Here is a 25856-nt window from a genome sequence, read left to right as displayed (position 1 = left end):
TCTTCATTGTGGATTACTCATAGAGCACAGAGTATTTAACCGCTGTAGGCGGAGAGAGGCAGCGAGTGGCGGCGGGAACCGCTCCACTTGCTGCGTTGCTTCAAGGACAGATAACGTAGTTGCTAAAGCCGCCGTGGCGGTTTTCAGCGAACTTCGCGATCATGACGTGGGCAAGTAACCCAGCAGTCGGGATGCCCTTGTCGATGACCTGCGCCGGTTCGGTCAGCGAAGAACAGCGGGTCGCTGTTTCGTTTCAGGGTAGACACAATCAAGCCTTGCGCACGTTCAGAATCACCAGCGTCACCACCCCCGCGACAATTCCCCAGAACGCCGAGCCGATCGAAAACAGTGTCAGACCCGACGCAGTGACCATAAAGGTGATCAGCGCCGCTTCCCGCTCCTTGGGCTCATTCATGGCAATGCTCAGGCCATTGATGATCGAGCCAAACAACGCCAACGCCGCAATCGACAGCACCAGTTCCTTGGGCAGTGCTGCAAACAGCGCCGCCAATGTCGCACCGAATACGCCGGCAATCCCGTAGAAAACCCCGCACCAGACCGCGGCGGTATAGCGCTTGTTGCGGTCTTCATGGGCGTGGGGCCCGGTGCAGATGGCTGCGCTGATGGCTGCCAGGTTGATACCGTGGGAGCCGAAAGGGGCCAATACCAGCGAGGCCAGGCCGGTGGCGGTGATCAAGGGCGAGGCAGGGACGTTGTAACCGTCGGCCCGCAGTACTGCGACGCCTGGCATGTTCTGCGAGGTCATTGCCACCACGAACAGCGGAATACCGATGCTGATGGTCGCGGCCAGAGAGAAGTGCGGCGTGGTCCAGACGGGTGTCGCGACTTCCAGGTGGAAGCCGCTGAAGTCCAGCAGCCCCATCAGGCCGGACAACGCCGTGCCGACCAGCAGCGCTGCCAATACGGCATAGCGCGGCGACATGCGCTTGACGATCAGGTAGGTGAAAAACATCCCCAGCACCAACGCCGTGCGATGTTGCGCCGCGACGAATATTTCGCTGCCGATCTTGAATAGGATTCCCGCCAGCAAGGCCGCCGCCAGGGACGCGGGGATGCGCCTGACCAGTTTTTCAAAACTGCCGGTCAGCCCACAGATCGTCACCAGCACTGCGCAGGTAATGTAGGCACCGATGGCTTCGCCGTAACTGACGCCGCCCAGGCTGGTGATCAGTAGCGCGGCGCCGGGAGTCGACCAGGCAATCGTGATCGGCGTGCGATAGCGCAACGACAAGCCGATGCTGCAGACCGCCGTGCCGATCGAAAGCGCCCAGATCCACGAGGAAATTTGCCCGCTGGACAGGCCGGCAGCCTGGCCGGCCTGGAACATCAGCACCAGGGAGCTGGTGTAGCCAGTCATCATGGCGATAAATCCGGCGACGATGGCCGCGGGCGAAGTGTCGGCCAATGGGCGCAGCGGCGCTTGGGTCGCGTCGGACATGCGATGGGGTTCCTTTTTTTACCTGGGAAATTACAGATTCAAGCCTAAACTCAAACGTAACTGTTCATTGCAATACAGCCGACCGCGTAAACAGCCGTACAGTGTGTTGGCGCAGCGGGTTGTGTACAATATGCGCTGTTTTTACGCGATACTTGTCAGCGACCTAGCTGTACCGTATTACAGTCCACGTCAATTCGCCGCCGTTCTCCCGATCCGAGTGCCCATGAACGAACAGTTGCAGCCCCTCAAGAAACAGCCGCGAGCCGGTAAGGCCGGCCGCAGTGGAACCCAGGACGATATCGTCTATGCGCATATTTTCGAGGCGATCCTTGAACAACGCCTGGCGCCCGGTACCAAATTGAGTGAAGAAGCACTGGGCGAGATCTTTGGCGTCAGCCGCACCATCATTCGCCGTGCGTTGTCGCGGTTGGCCCATGAAGGCGTGGTATTGCTGCGGCCTAACCGCGGCGCCGTGGTTGCCAGCCCGAGTATCGAAGAGGCTCGCCAGGTATTCATGGCGCGGCGTCTGGTGGAGCGGGCGATTACCGAGTTGGCCGTTCAGCATGCGACGGCCGACGAACTGCTCGAGTTGCGGCAGATGGTCAACGACGAGCGCGACAGCTTCTCGCGCGGTGATCGTGGGGCAGGTATCCGGCTTTCCGGCGAGTTCCACCTGAAGCTGGCCGAGGCGGCGAAGAACGCGCCGCTGATCAGCTTCCAGCGCAGCCTTGTGTCCCAGACCTCGTTGATCATCGCCCAGTATGAAAGTGGCAACCGCTCACATTGCTCCTACGACGAGCACACCCAACTGATCGATGCCATCCAAGCCCGGGATGCAACCCTCGCGGTGAACCTGATGATGCACCACATGGACCACATCGACAGCAAACTCAACCTCGATGAGGAAAGCGCCTCGGACGACCTGCACGCGGTGTTCTCGCATTTGCTGCAGACCAAAAAGCCAGGGCGCTCTCCGATCAAGTTGTAAACCGAGCAAAAAATGTGGGAGCGGGCTTGCTCGCGATGCGGTGTATCAGGCACACATAAAGTGACTGACCCAACGCTATCGCGAGCAAGCCCGCTCCCACATTTGTTTGTGTCGGGTTTAAGATCAGCGTTGATGGACCAGTTGACCCGCCGCATACGTCTGCAGCACCGCCCGATCATCCCCCAACGTCATCAACACAAACAACGTCTCGGCGATGTTGTTCGCCTGCTTCAGGCGATAGCTGAGCAGCGGTGTCGCGTTGTAGTCCAGCACCAGGAAGTCCGCGTCGGTGCCCGGTTGCAGGGTGCCGATCCGGTCTTCCAGGCGCAGTGCCCGCGCGCCGCCGAGGGTGGCCAGGTACAGCGACTTGAACGGGCTCAACCGCGCGCCCTGCAGTTGCATCACTTTGTACGCTTCGTTCAGCGTCTGGAGCAGCGAGAAACTGGTTCCGCCCCCGACGTCGGTGCCGAGGCCGACATTGAGCTTGTGCTTTTCCGCCATCGGCAAGTTGAACAAGCCGCTGCCGAGGAAGAAGTTCGAGGTCGGGCAGAACGCAACCGCCGAGCCGGCTTGCGCCAAGCGTGCACACTCGTCGTCACACAGGTGGACGCCGTGAGCGAATACCGAGCGTTCCCCCAGCAGCTTGTAATGGTCGTACACGTCCAGATAACCGCTGCGTTCCGGGAACAGCTCCTTGACCCAAGCCACTTCCTGCAGGTTTTCACTGATGTGGGTCTGCATGTACAGGTCCGGGTATTCCCCCAGCAGTTGCCCGGCCAGGGTCAATTGTTCAGGGGTGCTGGTAGGCGCGAAACGCGGCGTCACCGCGTAGTGCAAACGGCCCTTGCCGTGCCAGCGCTCGATCAGCATCTTGCTTTCCTGATAGCCGGATTCGGCGGTATCGGTCAGATAGTCCGGCGCGTTGCGGTCCATCATGACCTTGCCGGCGATCATCCGCAGGTCGAGTTTTTCCGCCGCTTCGAAGAATGCATTCACCGATTGCGGATGCACGCTGCCGAACACCAGCGCAGTGGTGGTGCCATTGCGCAGCAATTCCTTGATGAAGATATCCGCGACTTCTTCGGCGTGAGCCTTGTCAGCGAACTGGCTCTCGCAAGGAAAGGTGTAGGTGTTGAGCCAATCCAGCAGCTGTTCACCGTACGCGCCGACCATGCCGGTCTGCGGCAGGTGAATATGGGTGTCGATCAGGCCGGGGGTAATCAGCGCATCCTGGTAGTGGGTGATTTCGATGTCGGCGGCCAGCGTCGGCAGCAACTCGCTGGCATGGCCCAGGGCGCTGATCTGGCCGTTATCGATCACCAGCAGGCCGTCTTCGAAATACTCATAGGAGGCTTCGATGCCCACTTCGGCGGGGTCGGCGATGCTGTGCAAAATGGCGGCACGGTAGGCTTTGCGAGTCAAAGGCATGGTCGTCTCGATTCTTGGCGTCTTAGTGGGCGGCATGGCTGCGGCGCGAGGCTGGCAGCAACTTGGCAATAGGTTCGGCGCTTGCAGTCTGCTGACCGAAATTGGCGTTATAGAGGGCGATGATTTCGCCGGCGATGGAGATGGCAATTTCCACGGGTAATTTGCCTTTGACCTCAGTCAACCCCATCGGGCAACGCATGCGTTGTAACTGCGCGGCCTCAAAGCCACGCTCACGCAGGCGGTGTTCAAACTTGACCCGCTTGGTCTTCGAGCCGATCAGGCCGAAATAGGCAAAGTCGTTGCGCTTGAGCAGGGCGGCGGTCAACTCCAGGTCGAGCTGGTGATTATGGGTCATGACGATGCAGTAACTGCCGGCCGGCAAATCATCGACTTCATCCACGGGCTCTTCGCTGACGATTTTACGCACGCCTCGGGGGATATGCGCCGGAAATTCCTGCTCCCTGGAGTCGATCCAGCGCACACGGCAAGGCAGGCTCGCCAGCAGCGGCACGAGCGCGCGGCCGACGTGGCCTGCGCCAAACACAGCGATCTGCGCCTGGACCTGGCCCATGGGCTCGAACAGCAGCACGGTCACCCCACCGCAGCACTGGCCGAGGCTGGCGCCCAGGCTAAAGCGCTCCAGATGGGTGTTTTGCTGGCCGCGGGCGAGCATGTCGCGTGCGATCTGCATCGCCTTGTATTCCAGATGTCCGCCGCCGATGGTATCGAAGGCATGTTCCGCGCTGATCACCATTTTCGAGCCGGCATTGCGCGGCGTGGAGCCGAGTTCTTCGATGATCGTCACCAACACACAGGGTTCACCCTGGAGTTGCAGGTCGGCGAGGGCGCTGATCCAGTTGTTCATGTTCACCTCAACATTTCTGTTGTCTGCCAGGCCGTCATCGCGGGCAAGCCCACTCCCACATTTTGATCTGTAAACACCGTCAAATGTGGGAACTGGCTTGCCTGCGATGGCAGCACCTCGGTCCTAAAGCGACGCCATCTCGGTTTCAGCCTCAACGGTCTTCGCGGCCTGCAACTGGCGCATCTGCTCACAGCCCCACAACACGCGTTCGGGCGTCGCTGGTGCATCGATCTTCGGCTGGTGGCGATAGTCACCCAGGCTTGCCACGGCATCCTTGATCGCGCACCACGAGGCAATTCCGAGCATGAACGGCGGCTCACCCACGGCCTTGGAATGAAACACCGTGTCTTCCGGGTTCTTGCGGTTCTCTACCAGCTTCACCCGCAGGTCCAGCGGCATATCGGCCACCGCCGGGATCTTGTAGCTGGCCGGACCGCTGGTCATCAATTTGCCTTTGTTGTTCCACACCAGTTCTTCCATGGTCAGCCAACCCATGCCCTGGATAAAGCCGCCCTCGACCTGGCCGATGTCGATGGCCGGGTTCAGCGAAGCGCCCACATCGTGAAGGATATCGGTGCGCAGCATCTTGTATTCGCCGGTCAGCGTATCGACGATCACTTCGCAACAGGCTGCGCCGAAAGCGAAGTAATAGAACGGCCGGCCCCGCGCCTGGCTGCGGTCGTAGAAAATTTTCGGGGTTTTGTAGAAACCGGTGCTGGACAGCGACACCTGGGCAAAATACGCCTGTTGGATCAGCGCTTCGAACGTCAGGATCTGATCGCGTATGCGTACATGGCCGTTGTGGAACTCCACCTCGGCCTCGCTGACCTCGAACTTGCGGGCCGCAAACTCTACCAGGCGTTGCTTGATGGTCTCGGCAGCGTTTTGTGCTGCCTTGCCGTTCAGGTCGGCGCCGCTGGAGGCTGCGGTCGGCGAGGTATTGGGCACCTTGTCGGTATTGGTGGCGGTGATCTGCACCCGGTCGATCTCCACCTGGAACACTTCGGCCACCACTTGCGCGACCTTGGTGTTCAAGCCCTGGCCCATCTCGGTGCCACCGTGGTTCAAGTGGATGCTGCCGTCGGTGTAGATATGGATCAAGGCGCCGGCCTGATTGAGGAAGCTGGCGGTAAAGGAAATGCCGAACTTCACCGGTGTCAGCGCCAGGCCTTTTTTCAGGATCGGGCTGTTGGCGTTATAGCGCCGGATCGCCTCGCGGCGCTCGGCATACTGGCTGCTGGCCTCGAGTTCGGCAGTCATCTCCTCAAGCATGTTGTGCTCGACGGTCTGGTAGTAGTGAGTGACGTTGCGTTCGGTCTTGCCGTAGTAGTTGACCTTGCGCACGGCCAGCGGATCGAGGACGAGGTGACGGGCGATGGCGTCCATCACCTCTTCGATCGCGACCATGCCTTGCGGGCCACCGAAACCGCGATAGGCGGTGTTGGACGCAGTGTTGGTCTTGCAGCGATGGCCGTTCACCGTGGCGTCGCCCAGGTAATACGAGTTGTCGGAGTGGAACATCGCGCGGTCGACAATCGACGCCGAAAGATCCGGCGAGCAGCCGCAGTTGCCGGCCAGTTCCAGTTGAATGCCGTGCAGGCGGCCGCTGTCGTCGAAGCCGACGTCGTATTCGATATAGAACGGGTGACGCTTGCCGGTCATCAGCATGTCTTCGACCCGTGGCAGGCGCATCTTGGTCGGCTGGCCGGTGAGGTGCGCGACTACCGCACACAGGCACGCCGGGCTCGCCGCCTGGGTTTCCTTGCCGCCAAAACCACCGCCCATGCGGCGCATGTCGACCACAATCTTGTTCATCGACACGTCCAGCACTTCGGCCACCAGCTTTTGCACTTCGGTGGGGTTCTGGGTGGAGCAATAAACGATCATGCCGCCGTCTTCGGTGGGCATCACCGAAGAGATCTGGGTTTCCAGATAGAAGTGTTCCTGGCCGCCAATGTGCAGTGAGCCCTGGATACGGTGCTTGGCGGTGGCCAGGGCACCGGCCGAATCGCCGCGCTGATGGGTATGGCTGTCGAGGACGAAATGGCGTTTGCGCAAGGCTTCAACCACGTCCAGCACCGGTTCCAGGTCTTCGTATTCGATCACTGCGGCCATCGCGGCCTTGCGTGCGGTTTCCAGGTCGCGAGCAGCGACGGCCAGCACCGGTTGCCCGACAAATTGCACGTCGTCGATGGCCAGCAGCGGATCACCCGGCAACAGCGGGCCAATGTCTTTCAGGCCTGGCACATCGTGATGAGTGATGACGATACGCACCCCTTCAAAGGCGTAGCAGGGCGCGGTGTCGATGCTGAGGATTTTCGCGTGGGCGCGGTCTGACAGGCGCGCATACAGGTGCAACTGGTTGGGAAACTCCAGGCGGTCGTCGATGTACTGCGCCTCGCCCGACACATGCTTGGCCGCACTGTCATGCTTGACGCTGCGACCGACCCCGGAGGTCAGGTCCTTGGCAAACAGTTCGGCGAGTTCGGCCTGGGATTTTTCCACGGCGTGATGGTTAGACATAAGCGGTCACCCGAGTCTCGATGTGCGGCGTTTGCAGTTCGATGAAGTATTTGCGCAGCAGGTTTTGCGCGCTGAGCAGGCGGTATTCCTTGCTGGCGCGGAAGTCCGACAGTGGGGTGAAATCCTCGGCCAGCGCGACGCAGGCGTTTTCCACGGTGGCGGCGTTCCACACGGCGCCGATCAACGCTGTTTCGCAGTGCTTGGCGCGCTTGGGAATGGCGGCCATGCCACCGAACGCGACACGTGCATCAGCAATCACACCGTTGTCGAGTCGTAGGTTGAAGGCTGCGCAGACTGCGGAAATATCATCGTCCAGGCGCTTGGAAACCTTGTATGCGCGAAACAGCGGCACGCCCTTGGGCACGATGATCTTCTCGATGAATTCGCTGTCCTGACGGGCCGTGACGCGGTAGTCGATGAAGTAGTCTTCCAGCGTCAGGGTGCGGCGGGTGTCGCCCTTGCACAGCACGATCTGTGCCCCCAGCGCGATCAGCAGCGGCGGTGAGTCGCCAATGGGCGAGGCGTTGCCGATGTTGCCGCCGAGGGTGCCTTGGTTGCGGATTTGCAGGGAGGCGAAGCGCTGCAGCAGTTCACCGAAGTCCGGGTATTCATGGTTCAGCGCGGTGTAGCAATCGGACAGCGTGGTGGCGGCGCCGATCTCCAGGCGATCGTCAAAGCTGTCGATGCGCTTCATCTCTTCGATATTGCCGACGTAGATCATCACCGGCAGTACGCGGTGTAATTGCGTGACCTCCAGCGCCAGGTCGGTGCCGCCAGCCAGCAGGCGAGCTTGGGGATAGGCGTCGTAGAGATCGGCCAGGTCGGCGACGGTCAATGGCACCAGGCAGCGCTTGTCGCCACTGTTCAACTCGCCGGTCTGCGTCGGGGCGATGGCTTTGAGGCGGGCGATGGTTTCGGCTTGGCGGCTGTCGAACTGGTCCTGGGGCTTGTTGCAACAGGCCTGTTCGGCGGCGGCAAGGATCGGGCGATACCCGGTGCAACGACACAGATTGCCGGCCAGCGCTTCGTGGGCCTTGGCACTGTCAGGCGCGTCGCTGTTTTTTTGCAGGGCAAACAGCGACATCACAAAGCCAGGGGTGCAGAAGCCGCATTGCGAGCCGTGGCATTCGACCATGGCCTGTTGCACGCTGTGCAGTCGGTCCTGATGCTTGAGGTCTTCAACACTGATCAGTTGTTTGCCGTGCAGGGACGAAACAAAGGTCAGGCATGAGTTGAGACTGCGATAGCGAATCTGCTCTACGCCTTGCTCATCGGTGTGCAGTTCGCCGACCACCACGGTGCAGGCGCCACAGTCACCGCTGGCGCAGCCTTCCTTGGTACCGGATTTTCCCAAGTGCTCACGCAAGTAGTTGAGCACCGTCAGGTTCGGGTCCAGGTCGTGCTCGCTACGGAGCTCCTGGTTGAGTAAAAACTGGATCACGGAAGGCCTCGCAGACTCATTATTGTTGTTAACCGCTTTGCGCCGAATCTAGTCATGTCTGACTTTTCGGTCAATGATTTTCTGACCGAAAGGTCAAGAAATTGCGATTTCAACACCTTTGATTATGGTTCAGATCTTTGAAGACGCCGTTCTTACGGGCTTTTGGCCTTTAATCTCTGCTTGTTGCATGCCAAATTCAGCGGCGTTGGCCGTGCGCCATCAGCAGGCAATTGCGCTACACTGCCGCCCTTGTACCGATCGAAGATTTTGAAGGGAAAACATGACGTTCAAGGCGCCGGATAGTCTTGCCGAGCAAATCGCTCACCACCTCGCCGAACGTATCATTCGTGGCGATCTCAAGCCTGGGGAGCGGATCCAGGAGCAAAAGGTCACGCTGGCGCTGAATGTCAGTCGTGGTTCCGTGCGCGAAGCCTTGCTGATCCTCGAACGCCGGCACTTGATCGCCATCCTGCCGCGCCGTGGCGCGCACGTTACCGAACTCACCGCCCACAAGGTGCAGAGCCTGTGTACGTTGATGAGCGAGCTGTACATCCTGTTGGGCAACGCGGTTGCCGAAGGTTGGCAGACGCAGGTCGACATGGCGCCGTTCGTGCAGATCCAGCAACGCCTGGTGAGCAATTTCGAGCGTCAGGACATCCGCGCTTTCGTTGAAGAGTGCTTCAGCGTAATGCGTGCGGCCTATCCCTTTGCCAATAATCCGTACCTGCAGGAAACCGTCGAAAACCTGCAGCCGGCGATGAACCGTGCCTATTACCTGGCCCTGGATCAGCGCAAAACGTCCATGAGTGAATACCTGGAGCTGTTCGAGCAATTGCTCGCCGCCGTACTTGCGCGTGATTTGCCGCAGATTCGCCTGGTGCTGTCAGCCTATTGCCAGCGCAGCGCTTCGTTGGTTATCGCTGCCTTGGCGGATGCCTAAGCGTGCGGCTCAAGTGCATCAAGCTGGCGGGGTTCAAATCCTTCGTCGACCCGACCACGGTGAACTTCCCCAGTAACATGGCGGCAGTGGTAGGGCCCAATGGCTGTGGCAAGTCGAATATCATCGACGCCGTGCGCTGGGTGATGGGCGAGAGCTCCGCGAAAAACCTGCGTGGCGAGTCGATGACCGACGTCATCTTCAATGGCTCCACCAGCCGCAAGCCGGTGAGCCAGGCCAGCATCGAACTGGTGTTCGACAACTCCGACGGCACCCTGATCGGCGAGTACGCGGCCTATGCGGAAATTTCCATTCGCCGCAAAGTGACCCGCGACAGCCAGAACAGTTACTTCCTCAACGGCACCAAGTGCCGGCGCCGGGACATTACCGATATCTTTCTCGGCACCGGTTTGGGCCCGCGCAGCTACTCGATCATCGAGCAAGGCATGATCTCCAAGCTGATCGAGGCCAAGCCCGAGGACTTGCGCAATTTTATCGAAGAAGCGGCGGGCATCTCCAAATACAAGGAGCGCCGCCGTGAAACCGAGAACCGTATCCGCCGCACCCATGAAAACCTGGCGCGCCTGACCGACCTGCGTGAAGAGCTGGAGCGCCAGTTGGAACGCCTGCACCGCCAGGCCCAGGCGGCCGAGAAGTATCAGGAATATAAAGGCGAGGAGCGCCAGCTCAAGGCGCAACTGTCGGCGTTGCGCTGGCAAGCCTTGAACGATCAGGTGGGTCAGCGCGAAGCGATCATTGGCACCCAGGAAATCAGCTTCGAAGCCTTGGTCGCCGAGCAGCGCAACGCCGACGCCAGCATCGAGCGGCTCCGCGATGGTCATCATGATCTGTCCGAGCGCTTCAACCTGGTACAGGGGCGTTTTTATTCGGTGGGTGGCGATATCGCCCGCGTGGAACAGAGTATCCAGCATGGCCAGCAACGGTTACGGCAGTTGCAGGACGACCTGAAGGAAGCCGAACGCGCGCGGCTGGAAACCGAATCGCATCTGGGGCACGACCGTACGTTGCTGCTGACCCTGGGCGAAGAGCTGGACATGCTCACCCCCGAGCAGGAAATCACCAGTGCCGCTGCCGAAGAAGCCGCCGCAGCGCTCGAAGAAGCAGAAACCACCATGCACGGCTGGCAGGAGCAGTGGGATGCTTTCAACCTGCGTTCCGCCGAGCCCCGTCGCCAGGCCGAGGTGCAGCAGTCGCGCATCCAGCAGCTGGAAACCAGTATGGAGCGCCTGGCTGAGCGTCAGCGGCGGTTGCAGGAAGAACGCGTATTGCTTGCCGCCGACCCGGAAGACGCGGCGATCCTGGAATTGAGCGAGCAACTGGCCGAGAGCGAAATGACCCTCGAAGAGCTGGAAGCCAGCGAAGAACAACAAGTGGAACGCCTGGAGCAATTGCGCCAGGCGCTGCAGCACGCGACTCAGGCCCAGCAGCAGGCGCAAGGTGACTTGCAGCGGCTTAACGGGCGCCTGGCGTCCCTTGAAGCCTTGCAGCAAGCGGCCCTGGATCCGGGCACCGGCACCGCACAATGGCTACGCGATCAGCAGTTGGCCGAACGTCCGCGCCTGGCCGAGGGCTTGAAAGTCGAGGCCGGTTGGGAATTGGCGGTGGAAACCGTGCTGGGCGCCGACCTGCAAGCGGTGCTGGTGGATGATTTTGGCGGTTTCGACCTGGCCGGTTTTGCCCAAGGTGACTTGCGCTTGCTCAGCCCCGCCGCAGAGGGTGCGCGCGTGCCGGGCAGCTTGCTGGACAAGGTCGAGACGGCGATTGATCTGTCACCGTGGCTCGGCCAGGTCAGGCCGGTGGAATCCCTGGAGCAGGCGCTGGCCCTGCGCGGTCAGCTCGGCGCCGGGGAAAGCCTGATCAGCCGTGATGGCTATTGGGTCGGCCGGCACTTCCTGCGGGTGCGCCGGGCCAGCGAGGCCGAGAGCGGCGTGCTGGCCCGGGGTCAGGAAATCGTCAACCTGAGCGCCGAGCGCGAAGAGCGCGAAGCCACGCTTGAGTCCCTCGAAACCCAATTGCAGACCCTGCGTGCTACTCAGCGCCAACAAGAGACCGGTCGTGAACACTTGCGCCGCCTGTTGCAGGATGAAGCCCGTCAGCAAGGCGAATTGAAAGCCCAGCTCTCGGCGAGCAAGGCCAAGGTCGAGCAGTTGACCCTGCGCCGTACCCGTCTCGACGAAGAAGTGGCGGAGATGGGCGAGCAGCGGGCCTTGGAGCATGAGCAAGTCGGTGAAGCACGCCTGCAACTGCAGGATGCCCTCGACAGCATGGCCCTCGACACCGAGCAGCGTGAGCTGTTGCTGGCCCAGCGAGACAGCCAGCGTGAGCGTCTGGATCGCGTGCGCCAGGAAGCCCGTCAGCACAAGGATCATGCTCACCAGTTGGCGGTTCGCCTGGGCTCCCTGCGCGCGCAGCACGACTCCACGCGCCAGGCCCTTGAGCGCCTGGAGATGCAATCCGAGCGCTTGACGGAAAAGCGTGAGCAACTGAGCCTCAATCTGGAGGAGGGCGAAGCCCCGCTGGAAGAGTTGCGGCTCAAGCTTGAAGAGTTGCTCGACAAGCGCATGAGCGTCGACGAGGAACTCAAGACGGCGCAGATCGCCCTGGAAGATGCCGACCGTGAGCTGCGTGACGCGGAAAAGCGTCGGACCCAGGCCGAGCAGCAGTCGCAACTGATCCGCGGCCAGCTCGAACAGCAGCGCATGGAATGGCAAGCGTTGACGGTGCGACGCAAATCCTTGCAGGACCAACTGCTGGAAGACGGCTACGACCTGCACGGCGTGCTCAATACCCTGACTGCCCAGGCCAGCGAGAAAGAGGCCGAAGAAGAGCTTGAGCGGATTGCCGCGCGGATCCAGCGTCTGGGGGCGATCAACCTCGCGGCCATCGATGAATATCAGCAGCAGTCCGAGCGTAAACGTTATCTGGATGCGCAGGACGCCGATCTGGTGGAAGCCCTGGACACCCTGGAAAACGTGATTCGCAAGATCGACAAGGAAACCCGTAATCGTTTCAAAGATACCTTTGATCAGATTAATGGCGGTTTACAGGCGTTATTTCCAAAAGTTTTCGGTGGTGGCAGCGCTTACTTGGAACTGACGGGCGAAGATCTACTCGATACAGGGGTAACGATCATGGCGCGGCCTCCGGGCAAGAAGAACAGCACCATCCATTTGTTGTCCGGTGGCGAAAAGGCACTGACCGCATTGGCCCTGGTATTTGCCATCTTCAAGTTGAACCCGGCGCCGTTCTGCATGCTCGATGAAGTGGATGCGCCACTGGATGACGCTAACGTTGGACGTTATGCCCGACTGGTCAAAGAAATGTCCCAGACGGTGCAGTTCATCTACATCACCCATAACAAGATCGCCATGGAAATGGCTGATCAATTGATGGGGGTGACGATGCACGAGCCCGGGTGTTCGCGACTGGTGGCGGTGGATGTCGAGGAAGCGATGGCGATGGTGGACGCCTAGCGGTGCGTTGCAAACGGGTCGGCGTAAAGCTTTTGGCTTGGGGTGTGTAGCGCACCGTTGGCCGGTACCGTATGAAATTGCCCCGGTTGGCGAAAGCTCGTAAATCGACACATTTCGCGGCAACTGTGTAAAGTTATCTTTGGTCGTGCTAGTTTAATGTCAATTTTTCGTATGCGTGGGCAAAACGCCATTCAGAACATAGAGTTGGCGCCACGTTTTAAAGCGGTTTGCACAGTGCTAAACCCCTTATTTTTCAGCATTTTTTATAGAGGCAAGGGATTACATGGAAATCGGTCTGCGCGAGTGGCTGATCCTCATCGGCATTATTGTGATTGCCGGTATTCTTTTTGATGGCTGGCGCCGTATGCGCGGCGGCAAAGGCAAGCTGAAATTCCGCCTGGATCGAAACTTGTCCAATCTGTCTGACGACGACGGTGCCGAGTTGCTTGGGCCGCCGCGTGTCCTGGATACCCATAAAGAGCCGCAATTGGACGAGCACGATCTGCCGTCGATGAGCGCGCCCTTGCGTGAAGCGCGCGAGCCCTCTTCCAAGCGCGGCAAGCGTAGCGCCAGCGAGCCCTCTCAGGGCGACCTGAATCTGGATCTGGAAGACGGCCCGAGCTTCAGCAGCCGTGACGACGATTTCCCGGACGAGGCGCCGTCCAAGGGTGCTGCACGCGAGACCACCAAGGATCAGCCGGCGGCTGAAGAAGTGCTGGTGATCAGCGTGATCTGCCGCGACGAGAGTGGTTTCAAGGGGCCGGCCTTGCTGCAGAACATTCTGGAAAGCGGCCTGCGTTTTGGTGAGATGGATATTTTTCACCGCCACGAAAGCATGGCTGGCAACGGTGAAGTCCTGTTCTCCATGGCCAATGCGGTGAAGCCGGGGACGTTTGACCTGGACGATATCGACCATTTCAGTACCCGCGCTGTGAGCTTCTTCCTTGGGTTGCCAGGACCGCGTCACCCGAAACAGGCGTTTGACGTGATGGTGGCTGCAGCGCGCAAGCTGTCCCAGGAACTGAACGGCGAGCTCAAGGATGACCAGCGCAGCGTGCTCACCGCCCAGACTATCGAACACTACCGTCAACGGATCGTAGAGTTCGAACGTCGCGCCCTGACACAGAAACGCTGAGGTTCGATCTTAAGCGTTGTCGATAGAATACGTGCACTAACATATTGAGCAGCTTCGGCTGCTCTTTTGCTTTATGAGAGAACACCCATGACCGCCGCCCACACCCGCATTCTTGAATTGCGTGCTGAACTGGATCAACACAACTACCGGTACCATGTCCTGGACGAGCCGAGCATCCCGGACGCCGAATATGACCGGTTGTTTCACGAACTCAAGGCGCTGGAAGCCGAGCACCCGGATCTGGTCACCCGCGACTCACCGACTCAGCGTGTGGGCAGTGTGGCGCTGTCGGCGTTCACTCAGGTACGGCATGAAATCCCGATGCTCAGCCTGGGCAACGCCTTTGATGAAACCACCCTGCTGGAATTCGATCGCCGGGTCACCGAAGGGCTGGATCTGCCGGTGGGTGATCTGTTTGGCGGCGGCGTGGCGGTTGAATACAGCTGCGAGCCCAAGCTCGATGGCCTGGCGGTCAGCCTGTTGTATCAGGACGGGGAGCTCGTACGCGGGGCCACCCGCGGCGACGGCACCACCGGCGAAGACATCAGTGTCAACGTACGCACGGTGCGTAATATCCCGCTCAAACTACACGGCACCGGTTGGCCCGCGACGCTGGAAGTGCGCGGCGAAGTGTTTATGTCCAAGGCCGGTTTCGAGCGGTTGAACGCCACGCAACTGGAAGCCGGCGGCAAGACCTTTGCCAATCCGCGCAATGCCGCCGCCGGCAGCTTGCGCCAGCTCGACTCGAAGATCACCGCCAGCCGCCCACTGGAATTCTGCTGCTATGGCGTGACCACCGATATCAGTGACACCCACATCGGCAACCTGCAGCAGCTCAAGAAATGGGGCCTGCCGATCAGCCGTGAGCTGAAGCTGGCCAAGGGGGTTCAGGATTGCCTGGAATACTACCGGGATATTGGCGAGCGGCGTAACAGCCTGCCGTATGAGATCGACGGTGTTGTATTCAAGGTCAACAGCATCGCTTCCCAGCGTGAACTGGGCTTCCGAGCTCGCGAGCCGCGCTGGGCGATTGCGCATAAATTCCCGGCCATGGAAGAGTTGACCGAGTTGCTGGACGTCGAGTTCCAGGTCGGGCGTACCGGCGCCGTGACGCCAGTGGCGCGCCTGAAACCGGTCAAGGTAGCCGGTGTGATCGTGTCCAACGCGACCTTGCACAACATGGATGAAGTGGCGCGGCTGGGCTTGATGATCGGCGATACGGTGATCATCCGCCGTGCCGGTGACGTGATCCCGCAGGTGGTACAGGTGGTCATCGAGCGTCGCCCGGAAGGTGCCCGGCCTGTGCACATTCCCGAAAGCTGTCCGGTCTGTGGTTCCCGCGTTGAGCGCACGCAACTGGTCAAGCGCAGCAAGGGCAAGGAAACCGTCAGCGAGGGCGCGGTGTACCGGTGTGTCGGGCGACTGGCCTGTGGTGCGCAGCTCAAGCAGGCGATTATCCATTTTGTGTCGCGACGGGCCATGGATATCGAGGGTCTGGGCGACAAGACCATTGAGCAACTGGTGGATGAAAAACTGATCGCCTCGCCGGCGGATCTCTACAAGCTCAAGTATGAGCACATTATCGATCTGGAAGGCTTTGCCGATATTTCCAGCAAGAAGCTGATCGCTGCCATCGAAAGCAGCAAGAAGCCGACCCTGGCGCGCTTTATCTACGCTCTGGGTATTCCCGATGTGGGCGAGGAAACCGCCAAGGTGCTGGCGCGCTCCCTGGCCTCCCTTGAGCGTGTGCAGCGGGCCTTGCCGGAAGTGCTGACGTACTTGCCGGATGTGGGTCTGGAAGTCGCGCACGAGATTCATGGCTTCTTTGAGGACAGCCATAACCAGCAGGTGATTGGCGCGCTGTTGTCCGTCGACGAGTGCGGGTTGGTCCTACAGGAGCAGGGCGACCTGAGTGCCGAGTTCGCCGCCAGTACCACCCTCGGCGGTTTGCTCGACAAGTTGCACGTGCCTTCCGTTGGGCCGGGGGCTGCGCAGAAACTGGCGGACAAATTCGGTTCCCTGGAGGCAGTGATCAACGCCGATTGGCTGGACATGCGCCAAGCCTTGGCAGAAAAGCAGGCCAAGGCCGTGCGTGACTTCTTTGACGTCGAAGACAATGCCCGCCGGGCGCTGGCCATCGAGCAGCAGCTCAAGGACTTTGGCATGCATTGGCAGAGCGAGAAAAAAATCGTGGAGGGCTTGCCCGAGGCGGGTCATACCTGGGTCCTCACCGGTTCCCTGGAATTGATGAGTCGTGACGTAGCCAAGGAAAAGCTCGAAAGCCTCGGTGCCAAGGTGGCGGGCTCGGTGTCTGCGAAAACCCATTGCGTCGTGGCTGGGCCTGGCGCCGGTTCGAAATTGGCGAAGGCCAGTGAGCTGGGCTTGAAGGTATTGGATGAGGCGGCATTTGTGGCTTTCCTGGCCAAACACCACCTCAGCGTCTGAGGTGGATTGAACGATTTCTGCCCGGGCATGTTCAGAGACATGCCCCCGGTTCTCCTGGACAACGGCAACGGGGCATCGTGTATTCATGTCCGGGATCGCCGTGTACCGTTTCTTCGAACAGCTCAGTTCGCGCCTCGGCGCGCCGTCAGGGCCTGCCCGTAACGGCAAGGTCTGGGCGTGCCGCTGCGGCCAGTCGTTATTCTTTCGCAACAGCCAATGCCTGGCCTGCTCGGCATTGCTGGGATCGCCTGAGCGCCAACAGCCACTGGCTGGAGCCTTTCCGTCAAGTGTTCGGTGATGAGCGCGACAGCTACGCTGAAACCCTGGATCGTCATTACCGCAATGGGCCGCGCCCTGACTTGCAACAGACCTGCGTGAGTGCCTACGCGACCATGCATCCCTGGGAAGACTGGGCAGAATCTGGGCCCATTACCTGCATATGATGGACGCGCTCGACACGGCGCTGGGCTTTGGCATGAGCGCTCGTGAGATGGATCTGGACTACCAAGCGTTTCCCCTGGCAGTTATTTATGAGCCTGAGCATCCGGGCGGCGCGGCGTTTCTCGCGTTCGTGAATGCCTGGATCGAATTGGCCGGGATGCTCAACGAACTGTCCCGCAGCATGGGGCAGCCGGATTTCTATCCCTTTGTCCTGCCGCCGGCGGTAATTGCCAAGCTGCACTTTATCCATCTGGTGATTCAGCGCGAGGGCGGAATGGCAGACCGGGTGCTGCAGACAAGTACTTGAACCTCAACATTTTTTAATCCGGAACCAACGGTTGTAACTTCCGAGGAGATCGGTACAATGGCGCGGCTTGCCGAGAGGCGAGTGTCGTTATGGTGACCCCATCGGTCCCCCCGCAACGATTACCCGTGAACCTGGTCAGATCCGGAAGGAAGCAGCCACAGCGGGAACATTGTGTGCCGGGGTGTGGCTGGTGGGGTTGCCTCCATTCTCTAGGTCCTTGATTCTACAAGGATTTTCGCATAAAAAATCTCGAAGTGTGACAGCGTTTAGGTACACCTAAGTGGTGCGCTTTGCTGGCAATCTTACCTTGATCATTTTTCTATCGCCGTCAAAGCCTTTTAGGCTGCATTGTCATCGTAGAATTTTCGGTGGTTGAGCGGCGGATTCAAAACTCCTTTGTGGCTTTGAAGACGTGTAATAGGTAAATCCCTCGCTTTTGGTTCCGTATAACAAATGATAGGTTTCAGGTTCGGTGCTGCAAGCGGTTCGGATTTTCTATCAGCTTTGAAATGGTCATTGATAGCCGCTGTATGGGTAGACTCTTTTGATAGCGCACTTCAGGTACGTTCTAGATTTCTTGACAAGCAGCGAATTGCCATCATTCAACAGCCATCCCCTACCGCGTATCCGTCGCACCCTAGCAAATGACACGGAACATAGGGCGCTTTCATCATGACTTTTAGGACTTTCCCTATAGTCAATGTTTCAGCCATCTGATTAGGCTAGTCATTTTTCGTCATAAGAATGGAAGCTTTAACATGTGTGGCTGTCCAATTTGTAGCCCCCGCAACCCCACCTCGGAGGACATCCGCCGTCAACAAGCAGATACCCTTCGGTATGAAAAAGGATTGGCTCGTGATGAGGCCAGACGGAACGAAGCATCAACAACGCCAGCGGCGAATGCTCCAGCCTTCGGCTGTGTTTTCGCCAAGAGCTGTAACCTTCCTGACGGTGTAATCAATCACAAGAACCCAGCCGGGTTTGTGCCCGTTGAGAAATTGGCCGACTGCGGAATGTGGGCTGTGCTCGGCACCGGAGCAGCGATTACCGCCCAAGGCACTCCGCTGCAATTGGTGGGCGGGTCTGCTACCGGTAGTGCAATTGCTCAACGTCTTGGCGGGTCGCTATCACTGGGTCTGCTGAAAGGATCAGGCGTTGTTGCTGCTGGCGCTGCATTGGGCACTGTTGCATTGCTGATCCCGAACACCAGCATTTCACCTGATAGCGCCTTCTACAAGAATGATCAGTACGCCACCCTTGATGCTGGCCGCACTCGTGTTCGTGTCAACGTGAAGACTTTGCCGGATGGCTCCGTTAACGCTTACAGCTTCTACACTGGTGGCAAAACTGACTGGGAAAACGTTCCGGTCATCAAGGCAGAGAAAGACGGCGAAAACTACGTTGCTGATATTGGCAACGGCATTGGCCTCACTTGGACGCCAGCGGCAAGTCCAGACGGTGCTATGGGTATTCCTGCACTTGAGGGTGTCCCACAGTTGCCACCTATCTGGGTGTATCCGCCAAACGAACAGGCCAATAAGATACTGGTCAATCCGGTTCATCCGCCAGATTACCAAGACGCAATTATCACGTTTCCTAACACCGGCATTCAGCCGATTTACATCTCACTGAGCGTATCAGGTGACCATAGTTATCACCCTGCTCCCACTGACGGGCTGGCAGCATTTCCCGACGCAGTAAGCACGAGAAGCAAAAGCTCTGTTCAAGGTGGTGGTAAAAAACGCGCTCGCTGGAAGGACAGTAAGGGCCGTATTTACGAATGGGACAGCCAGCACGGAGCAGTTGAAATGTACGACAAGCAGGGCAAGCACTTGGGAGAGTTCGACGCGGAAACAGGCGAGCAAACCAAGACAGCAAAACCCGGAAGAACCACCCCTAAATAGAGAGAAAAACCATGCATTTATGGATCAGCGGATTTTTGGACGAAGATAACGAAGACGACTCGTTGAAGTACTCTCTAACCGTTCTGCCTGAGTTTGAACAAGCAGTAATGGATATTCTCGGATGGCAAAGTCTTGCTGCTGAATGTGATGGCGAGCTTCTACTAACGACTGAGCAAATCCGGAAAATTTCAACAGCAATAAATGAGCAATTGCCAACTGAATTAGATCTTTTTATTGGTGTACGAGGCTGAAACTTTTCGATTGCCAGTCCGCTCGTGCGAACGGGCAAAGCACCTTCGGACTGTCATCCTGCATGCGTGAATGCTGTCGGTGTGGGCGAGCTGTGGCGATTGTAGCAGTAGCTACGCGGATATTGATTGCTAATTGCTATATGGGAGAGCAGTGGCCGATTGAGGGTTGCAGTCAAACAAGAAGAAGGTGACTTCAACGGGCGAAAACTTCAAGGGCAGTTTGTTCGAGTGGTCGGTACAGACATTTATGGAACTCCCTTGTGGGCCGCAACGATTACCCGTTAACCTGGTCAGATCCGGAAGGAAGCAGCCACAGCGGGAACATTGTGTGCCGGGGTGTGGCTGGTGGGGTTGCCTCCATAACGTCCGCGCTTTCGTGGATGTCGTTACAAGGCCGCGGTTCTGCGGCAAATCAACAACAGACTCTTGAAAAAAACTCGCTGATAACTCATCTGCGCGGTGCTTTCGTGCGCCTGCCGTTCTCCCGCCGATCCTCTCGGCGGGTGTGTTGGAGTGGGGCGGCATAAGCTGGAGCATCAGACAGGCTCAGCGCGGCAGCCACCATTGATCGGCGGAGTTGTTTCACGGTGGTCCCTTACATTTTGAATTGCATTTTCCCAGAATGACTGAGTCAGTCTTCGCCGGTAATCGCGCGTCTTGCCTAAAGCCTGATAACGGCGCGGCTCAGCGCCTGCAATGGAGAGGGCTGTCCGGTCGTTTCATGTCAGAAATCGATGCGCACAGAACAGCCAGCATCAACTGGCTGCCCTGTTTATTTATTACGAGCTCTAAGGCTTGGACAAGGCCTGGTCTACCGCCGCAATCAGCTTTCCCAGATCCTTCGGGGTTGCTTTGTGAATGACACCGAACAGATAAGCGCGCTGTTCATCCTCATCGCCCAGATCGGCAAAAAAGACTTTCAGCTTCACTCCCAGAGCCTCTGCAAATAAGAACAGAGCGTCAACGCTGGGTGTATAGGTGCCGGTTTCGAAGCGGCTGATGGTTTTAGGGTCAAAACCGGTTTTCTCACCTAGTTCAGCCTGAGTAAGCCCCGCGACCTTGCGGTAGCGTCTGATGGCTGGACCCAAACTTGAAATTCGCATCGCTCAATTCCCATTTAGAATCAAGAACTTAACGATAAATATTGGCATTAGGCAACGGCATGCACCATCACCTTTTCTTGCAAAATGTGATGCAGTTCGTAGAATTGGCATTTAAGACAATTATTTGGTGCTCTCGTTTCAGAGGGTCGGTTTGTGAAACAGGACATCATTGCCTGCTCCCTGTTTTCATAAAGTGGCCCATGAAACGCACGCTTGGCAGTGGCGGGTTCGTCGATTACCGTTGCCATCGTACCGCCCGGACTTTCGCGCCGGCGACTCGTATTAAAGCCTAGTTGATGTTCGTCGAATCGACGGTTAATTGCTGGGCGGATACCGGGTTTCGCCGCCGTTTGTGCTCAGTTCACGGGTTGCCGGTGCCAAGCGTTGGGAAATATGAATCTACCGGGAGCCTGTCAGGCTATCACCAGGTAGGGGGAATGCTGTCCATGGAGCTCTATCGTGCGTCTCAATTTGCCGGTCATCGCTGTTGAACAGGCTTTTGGGGGGCAGCAACGGCTAATTCGCGCAGCTGCCGCCAACCGCCACATCACCCATCGCGACGCCGAGAAAGCCTCGCAACCGAGCCACAACGCCGCCGCCACGGTGCAAAAGACAGCGTGCAATGTCAACGCTGCAGCGATTCGTGGACGGGAACTTGAAAGCATCTCTTCCGGGTTGCGTGCCCTGGTCGAGCGGTTCAACCGCTAGCCACCTAGAGCCTCACTCATGGATGAGAAATACCGCAGAGCCGTGGATGCAGCCGCCATTTTTTCCGAGACCGACCTGGCCGGCCGCATTACCTACGTCAACGATCAGTTCTGTGTCCTGTCCGGTTACGGCCGGGACGAGTTGCTGGGGCAGAACCACCGGCTTCTGGCCTCCGGATTGCATCCTGTCGCGTTTTTCCAAGGTATGTGGCGCACCATTACAGGAGGCGGGGTGTGGCGCGGTGAAATCTGCAACCGCGCCAAAGATGGCACGCTTTATTGGGTCGACAGTACCATGGTGCCGTTGTTGGACGAGCGAACCGGCCTGGTGCAGAAGTACGTGTCGATCCGCTTCGATGTCAGCGAAAAACGCCAGTTGCTGCACACATTGCAATGGCGGGTGGGTCACGATGTACTCACAGGCCTGCCCAATCGCGCCTACCTTTCCGAGTTGCTGGTCCAGTCCCTGGAATTCTCTCGCCGGGAGGATATTCCGCTGGCGGTGTGCATGCTCGATCTGGATGGGTTCAAGGCGGTCAACGACGGCTATGGCCACGCCTGCGGTGACTTGTTGCTGGTGGAGGTCGCCAGTCGGTTGCGTGAGATTATTCGCGGCGAGGATGTGGTCGCGCGGCTCGCCGGGGATGAATTTGTGCTGATCCTGCGGTATGTGCGGGATGCTCAGGAACTCAATGCCGCGTTGCTGCGTATCCTCAAGGCAATCTCCGAGCCCTATTCGATCCAGGGCGCGCAGATCAACTTGTTCGCCAGTATCGGAGTCACCCAGTTTCCGCTGGATGACGAAGACGCCGACACCTTGCTGCGCCATGCCGACCAGGCGATGTACGTGGCCAAGCAGAATGGGCGTAACCGCTTCCAATTGTTTGATGTGTCCCTGGAGCAAGAGGTCAAGGCGACCCAGCAGACGGTGCAGCAATTGCGTCAAGCCCTGGCGGCGGGGGAGCTGTGCCTGCATTACCATCCCAAGATCAATTTGCGTCACGGTCAGGTGGTTGGTTTTGAAGCGCTGTTGCGCTGGCAACACCCGGTACGTGGCCTGGTGCCGCCGAAGGACTTCCTGCCGCTGATCGAGCAAACCGACCTGATCGTCGACGTGGGCGAGTGGGTAATGGATCAAGTGCTGGCGCAGATGCGGCAATGGCAAGGGGCGGGATATTGCTGGCCGGTCAGTGTCAACATCGCGGCGCGACACTTTCAGCGGATGGATTTTGTCGAGCGGTTGCAACAGTTGCTGGCGAAACACCCTGAGGTCGAGCCGCATATGCTGGATCTGGAAATTGCGGAGTCGGTGGCGATCGACCACATCCAGAGAGTCACCGCGCACCTTGAGGCGTGCCAGTCTCTGGGCGTGAGTTTTTCCCTGGATGATTTCGGTACCGGGTATTCGTCCTTGAGTTACCTCAAGCAACTACCGACCCAGACCATCAAGATCGACAAGTCGTTTGTGCGTGACATTCTTCATGACAAGAATGACTTGGCGCTGACTCAGGCAGTGATTGGCCTGGCACGGGCTTTCGGGCGCGAAGTGATCGCCGAAGGCCTGGAAACGCGGGAGCATGGGCAGTTGCTGCTGCGCATGGGGTGTGAGATGGCGCAAGGCTTTTTCTTCGCTCAGCCCATGTCGGCGGCGGCGGTGCCGGCGTGGGTCGCCAACTTCACATGGACGGCCTATGACGACGATATGGCAAGTTGGGGCAGCGCGCCCGACTCGGCATGAGTATGGCCCGTGAAACGCCCGAGGTAATGTGCATGAAATCCTCGGGATTAGCCCTTGAGCAGACGCGCCTGGAGCTGCTTGATCAGATTAGACGAGCGTGCCGGATGCAATTTCCCCCTTGCTCCGCTAGCATTACCGGCTTCCGCTTCCCAGTTGCGACGGTTTTCGATGAGTTATCAGGTTCTTGCACGTAAATGGCGTCCGCGCTCGTTCCGCGAAATGGTCGGCCAGACCCATGTGCTCAAGGCTCTGATCAATGCCTTGGACAGCCAACGGCTGCACCACGCCTACCTGTTCACCGGCACGCGCGGGGTGGGCAAAACCACGATTGCGCGGATTATCGCAAAGTGCCTGAACTGTGAGACCGGCATCACCTCGACGCCGTGCGGCACTTGCTCGGTGTGCCGGGAGATCGACGAAGGGCGCTTTGTCGACCTGATCGAGATCGACGCCGCGAGCCGTACCAAGGTCGAAGACACGCGCGAGTTGCTGGATAACGTGCAGTACGCTCCCAGCCGTGGTCGCTTCAAGGTCTACCTGATCGACGAAGTACACATGCTGTCCAGCCATTCCTTCAACGCCTTGTTGAAAACCCTGGAAGAGCCGCCGCCCTACGTCAAGTTCATCCTGGCTACCACCGATCCGCAGAAACTTCCTGCAACGATTTTGTCGCGGTGCCTGCAGTTCTCTCTGAAAAACATGACCCCGGAGCGGGTGGTCGAGCATCTGACCCACGTTCTGGGCGTCGAAAACGTGCCCTTTGAAGACGATGCACTGTGGTTGCTGGGACGTGCCGCCGATGGTTCGATGCGTGATGCCATGAGTCTCACCGACCAGGCGATTGCCTTCGGCGAAGGCAAGGTCATGGCCGCTGACGTGCGGGCGATGCTCGGTACGCTGGATCACGGGCAGGTTTTTGATGTGCTGCATGCGTTGATCGAAGGGGATGCCAAGGCATTGCTCGAAGCGATCCGTCATCTGTCCGAGCAAGGCCCGGACTGGAACGGCGTGCTGTCGGAAATCCTTAACGTGTTGCACCGTGTCGCTATCGCCCAGGCCTTGCCGGAAGGCGTCGACAACGGCCATGGCGACCGTGACCGCGTGTTGGCCCTGGCCCAGGCGCTGCCGGCCGAAGATGTGCAGTTCTACTACCAGATGGGGCTGATCGGGCGTCGCGACTTGCCGTTGGCGCCAGACCCGCGTGGCGGTTTCGAGATGGTCCTGTTGCGGATGCTGGCGTTCCGGCCCGCCGACACCGACGATGCGCCGAGACAACCGCTAAAGCCAGTGGGGATCAGCCAGGCCACAGTTGATTCCACCCAATCAGTGGCTGGCGCGGCGGCAGTCGTGCCAGTGGTCGCGCCGAGCGTGGCGACACCGGAACCTGCAGCACCAGCACCGATTGTTGCTGAGCCGGAAGCGCCTGTGGTGTTGCCTGGGCCGGTGGTCGAACCCGAAGCGGCCCCGGTGGTCGACTTGCCCTGGAACGACCCGCTAGAAGCGCCAGTCGAGCAGCAACCGGCAGTCGAGCCGGTATTGGAGACGATTGGCGAACAGCCCGATCTCACGCCGATGCCCGCGCCGACCCCGGACAGCGTAGTACCGGATGCCCCGGAGCGGGCCTCGGCTCCGGTGCCTGAGCCGACCATTGCCGAAGTGGATGCCGCAACCCCGGGGATCGATCTCGACGACGAACCGCCGCTGGACGAAGATTACATCGAGCCGGACATGGATTCGGCCTACAGCTATCTGGATGAGTTGGCCAGCGAGCACACCGCCGAACCGGCGCCGGAGCCTGAAGCTGAGCCCGCAGCGATGCCGGCCACCGGCCTGGCGTTGCAATGGCTGGAGCTGTTCCCGAAATTGCCGATCTCCGGCATGACCGGCAGCATCGCCGCCAACTGCACGTTGATTGCCGTCGATGGCGATCACTGGCTGTTGCACCTGGACCCAGCCCACAGCGCGCTGTTCAACGCCACCCAGCAGCGTCGTCTCAATGATGCGCTGAACCAGTACCACGAACGTACGCTGACGGTGACCATCGAGCTGATCAAGCCCGAGCAGGAAACCCCGGCCCAGGCCGCCACTCGCCGTCGTCTCAACCGCCAGCGCGAGGCCGAAGAGTCGATCCAGGGTGATCCGCTCATCCAGCAGATGATGGAACAGTTCGGCGCAGTGGTGCGACACGATACTATTGAACCCGTCGAGGCCCAGGCAGCACAGGGCTGATAATTGAAGGCGTCATGCCCTTGTGCATGATGCTGTCTTGATCCACGTACTTTTGAGGTGATTCCCATGATGAAAGGTGGCATGGCCGGCCTGATGAAGCAGGCGCAGCAGATGCAGGAAAAAATGGCCAAGATGCAGGAAGAACTGGCCAACGCCGAAGTCACCGGTAAAGCCGGTGGCGATATGGTCAGCGTGGTGATGACCGGTCGTCACGACATCAAGCGTGTGAGCATCGATCCAAGCGTGTTGCCAGGTGTGAGCGAAGACGATCTGGAAATGCTCGAGGCGCTGTTTGCCGCGGCCGTCAACGACGCTGTGCGCAAGATCGAAGCCAACAGCCAGGACAAAATGTCCGGGATGACCGCTGGCATGCAACTGCCGCCGGGCATGAAGCTGCCGTTCTGATCACTCGGCACGCGTGAACAAGTGCCAGGCCTTGTGCCTGGCCTTTTTTTGCGTTG

The 25856-nt window shown here is 59.1% G+C and carries 18 protein-coding genes, 2 other RNA genes and 1 pseudogene; 15 read left to right on the top strand and 6 right to left on the bottom strand.

The window, feature by feature from the left end; genetic code table 11:
* Positions 1-268: 268 nt before the first annotated feature.
* Positions 269-1459 carry a benzoate/H(+) symporter BenE family transporter gene (locus tag BLU75_RS14680; protein ID WP_084378875.1) on the bottom strand — a complete coding sequence of 397 codons (1191 nt, stop codon included), beginning with the start codon at positions 1457-1459 and terminating at the stop codon, positions 269-271.
* Between the two features lie 223 nt (positions 1460-1682).
* Here BLU75_RS14680 and BLU75_RS14675 point away from each other — a divergent pair, with 223 nt between their 5' ends.
* A complete protein-coding gene (locus BLU75_RS14675) occupies positions 1683-2447 on the top strand; it encodes a GntR family transcriptional regulator (protein WP_084378874.1) in 765 nt (254 codons plus the stop codon).
* A 123-nt stretch (positions 2448-2570) separates the two neighbouring features.
* On the opposite strand, the gene guaD is transcribed toward BLU75_RS14675, so the two are convergent.
* The 4 genes from guaD to xdhA form a co-directional block, all read right to left on the bottom strand.
* Positions 2571-3875, bottom strand: a complete 1305-nt coding sequence (gene guaD, locus BLU75_RS14670; protein WP_084378873.1) for a guanine deaminase — start codon at positions 3873-3875, stop codon at positions 2571-2573.
* Between the two features lie 22 nt (positions 3876-3897).
* A complete protein-coding gene (gene xdhC / locus BLU75_RS14665) occupies positions 3898-4740 on the bottom strand; it encodes a xanthine dehydrogenase accessory protein XdhC (RefSeq protein ID WP_084378872.1) in 843 nt (280 codons plus the stop codon).
* A 123-nt stretch (positions 4741-4863) separates the two neighbouring features.
* Complete coding sequence (gene xdhB, locus BLU75_RS14660) at positions 4864-7263, bottom strand: xanthine dehydrogenase molybdopterin binding subunit (RefSeq protein WP_084378871.1); 2400 nt, start codon at positions 7261-7263, stop codon at positions 4864-4866.
* Complete coding sequence (gene xdhA / locus BLU75_RS14655) at positions 7256-8704, bottom strand: xanthine dehydrogenase small subunit (protein WP_090221489.1); 1449 nt, start codon at positions 8702-8704, stop codon at positions 7256-7258. The genes xdhB and xdhA overlap by 8 nt, the downstream gene beginning before the upstream one ends.
* A 280-nt stretch (positions 8705-8984) precedes the next feature.
* Here xdhA and BLU75_RS14650 point away from each other — a divergent pair, with 280 nt between their 5' ends.
* The 10 genes and pseudogenes from BLU75_RS14650 to ffs (BLU75_RS14610) all read left to right on the top strand — a co-directional run bounded on the left by BLU75_RS14650 (position 8985) and on the right by ffs (BLU75_RS14610) (position 19959).
* Positions 8985-9644 (top strand): GntR family transcriptional regulator, encoded by a 660-nt coding sequence (locus BLU75_RS14650; RefSeq protein ID WP_084378869.1) that lies wholly within the window; start codon positions 8985-8987, stop codon positions 9642-9644.
* 2 nt (positions 9645-9646) lie between these two features.
* Positions 9647-13135, top strand: a complete 3489-nt coding sequence (smc, locus tag BLU75_RS14645) for a chromosome segregation protein SMC (RefSeq protein ID WP_084378868.1) — start codon at positions 9647-9649, stop codon at positions 13133-13135.
* Between the two features lie 283 nt (positions 13136-13418).
* A complete protein-coding gene (zipA, locus tag BLU75_RS14640; protein ID WP_084378867.1) occupies positions 13419-14270 on the top strand; it encodes a cell division protein ZipA in 852 nt (283 codons plus the stop codon).
* An 87-nt stretch (positions 14271-14357) separates the two neighbouring features.
* A complete protein-coding gene (gene ligA / locus BLU75_RS14635) occupies positions 14358-16715 on the top strand; it encodes an NAD-dependent DNA ligase LigA (protein WP_084378866.1) in 2358 nt (785 codons plus the stop codon).
* Between the two features lie 85 nt (positions 16716-16800).
* A complete protein-coding gene (locus BLU75_RS28315; protein ID WP_255313274.1) occupies positions 16801-17013 on the top strand; it encodes a zinc-ribbon domain-containing protein in 213 nt (70 codons plus the stop codon).
* A pseudogene (locus BLU75_RS14630) lies at positions 16955-17463 on the top strand (putative zinc-binding metallopeptidase); the annotation flags it as partial. The gene BLU75_RS28315 and the pseudogene BLU75_RS14630, both read left to right, overlap by 59 nt.
* Before the next feature lie 99 nt (positions 17464-17562).
* Positions 17563-17659, top strand: an RNA gene (gene ffs, locus BLU75_RS14625) — signal recognition particle sRNA small type.
* A 562-nt stretch (positions 17660-18221) separates the two neighbouring features.
* On the top strand, positions 18222-19367 hold the full coding sequence (locus BLU75_RS14620) for a colicin E3/pyocin S6 family cytotoxin (RefSeq protein WP_084378865.1): 1146 nt from the start codon (positions 18222-18224) through the stop codon (positions 19365-19367).
* Between the two features lie 11 nt (positions 19368-19378).
* A complete protein-coding gene (locus BLU75_RS14615; RefSeq protein ID WP_084378864.1) occupies positions 19379-19618 on the top strand; it encodes a pyocin S6 family toxin immunity protein in 240 nt (79 codons plus the stop codon).
* Positions 19619-19879: 261 nt separating this feature from the next.
* Positions 19880-19959, top strand: an RNA gene (gene ffs, locus BLU75_RS14610) — signal recognition particle sRNA small type.
* Positions 19960-20406: 447 nt separating this feature from the next.
* On the opposite strand, the gene BLU75_RS14605 is transcribed toward ffs (BLU75_RS14610), so the two are convergent.
* A complete protein-coding gene (locus BLU75_RS14605; protein WP_084378863.1) occupies positions 20407-20721 on the bottom strand; it encodes a helix-turn-helix domain-containing protein in 315 nt (104 codons plus the stop codon).
* Positions 20722-21180: 459 nt separating this feature from the next.
* Here BLU75_RS14605 and BLU75_RS28310 point away from each other — a divergent pair, with 459 nt between their 5' ends.
* The 4 genes from BLU75_RS28310 (at position 21181) to BLU75_RS14580 (ending at position 25800) form a co-directional block, all read left to right on the top strand.
* A complete protein-coding gene (locus BLU75_RS28310) occupies positions 21181-21429 on the top strand; it encodes a hypothetical protein (protein ID WP_084378861.1) in 249 nt (82 codons plus the stop codon).
* Positions 21430-21447: 18 nt separating this feature from the next.
* Positions 21448-23166: a putative bifunctional diguanylate cyclase/phosphodiesterase gene (locus BLU75_RS14590; protein ID WP_084378860.1), complete on the top strand. Its 1719-nt coding sequence runs from the start codon at positions 21448-21450 to the stop codon at positions 23164-23166.
* A gap of 168 nt (positions 23167-23334) precedes the next feature.
* A complete protein-coding gene (dnaX, locus tag BLU75_RS14585) occupies positions 23335-25395 on the top strand; it encodes a DNA polymerase III subunit gamma/tau (RefSeq protein ID WP_084378859.1) in 2061 nt (686 codons plus the stop codon).
* 66 nt (positions 25396-25461) lie between these two features.
* Positions 25462-25800, top strand: a complete 339-nt coding sequence (locus tag BLU75_RS14580; RefSeq protein WP_084378858.1) for a YbaB/EbfC family nucleoid-associated protein — start codon at positions 25462-25464, stop codon at positions 25798-25800.
* The last annotated feature ends 56 nt before the right edge of the window (positions 25801-25856 follow it).

This window comes from Pseudomonas mucidolens (assembly GCF_900106045.1).
Lineage (GTDB): Bacteria > Pseudomonadota > Gammaproteobacteria > Pseudomonadales > Pseudomonadaceae > Aquipseudomonas > Aquipseudomonas mucidolens.
This window is presented reverse-complemented; position numbering and strand designations above follow the sequence as displayed.

Bases quoted from the DNA above. Each gene is read 5' to 3' on its own strand.
- BLU75_RS14680 (WP_084378875.1), bottom strand. From the start codon at position 1,459: ATGTCCGACGCGACCCAAGCGCCGCTGCGCCCATTGGCCGACACTTCG.
- BLU75_RS14675 (WP_084378874.1), top strand. From the start codon at position 1,683: ATGAACGAACAGTTGCAGCCCCTCAAGAAACAGCCGCGAGCCGGTAAG.
- guaD (WP_084378873.1), bottom strand. From the start codon at position 3,875: ATGCCTTTGACTCGCAAAGCCTACCGTGCCGCCATTTTGCACAGCATC.
- xdhC (WP_084378872.1), bottom strand. From the start codon at position 4,740: ATGAACAACTGGATCAGCGCCCTCGCCGACCTGCAACTCCAGGGTGAA.
- xdhB (WP_084378871.1), bottom strand. From the start codon at position 7,263: ATGTCTAACCATCACGCCGTGGAAAAATCCCAGGCCGAACTCGCCGAA.
- BLU75_RS14650 (WP_084378869.1), top strand. From the start codon at position 8,985: ATGACGTTCAAGGCGCCGGATAGTCTTGCCGAGCAAATCGCTCACCAC.
- zipA (WP_084378867.1), top strand. From the start codon at position 13,419: ATGGAAATCGGTCTGCGCGAGTGGCTGATCCTCATCGGCATTATTGTG.
- ligA (WP_084378866.1), top strand. From the start codon at position 14,358: ATGACCGCCGCCCACACCCGCATTCTTGAATTGCGTGCTGAACTGGAT.
- BLU75_RS28315 (WP_255313274.1), top strand. From the start codon at position 16,801: ATGTCCGGGATCGCCGTGTACCGTTTCTTCGAACAGCTCAGTTCGCGC.
- BLU75_RS14620 (WP_084378865.1), top strand. From the start codon at position 18,222: ATGTGTGGCTGTCCAATTTGTAGCCCCCGCAACCCCACCTCGGAGGAC.
- BLU75_RS14615 (WP_084378864.1), top strand. From the start codon at position 19,379: ATGCATTTATGGATCAGCGGATTTTTGGACGAAGATAACGAAGACGAC.
- BLU75_RS14605 (WP_084378863.1), bottom strand. From the start codon at position 20,721: ATGCGAATTTCAAGTTTGGGTCCAGCCATCAGACGCTACCGCAAGGTC.
- BLU75_RS14590 (WP_084378860.1), top strand. From the start codon at position 21,448: ATGGATGAGAAATACCGCAGAGCCGTGGATGCAGCCGCCATTTTTTCC.
- dnaX (WP_084378859.1), top strand. From the start codon at position 23,335: ATGAGTTATCAGGTTCTTGCACGTAAATGGCGTCCGCGCTCGTTCCGC.
- BLU75_RS14580 (WP_084378858.1), top strand. From the start codon at position 25,462: ATGATGAAAGGTGGCATGGCCGGCCTGATGAAGCAGGCGCAGCAGATG.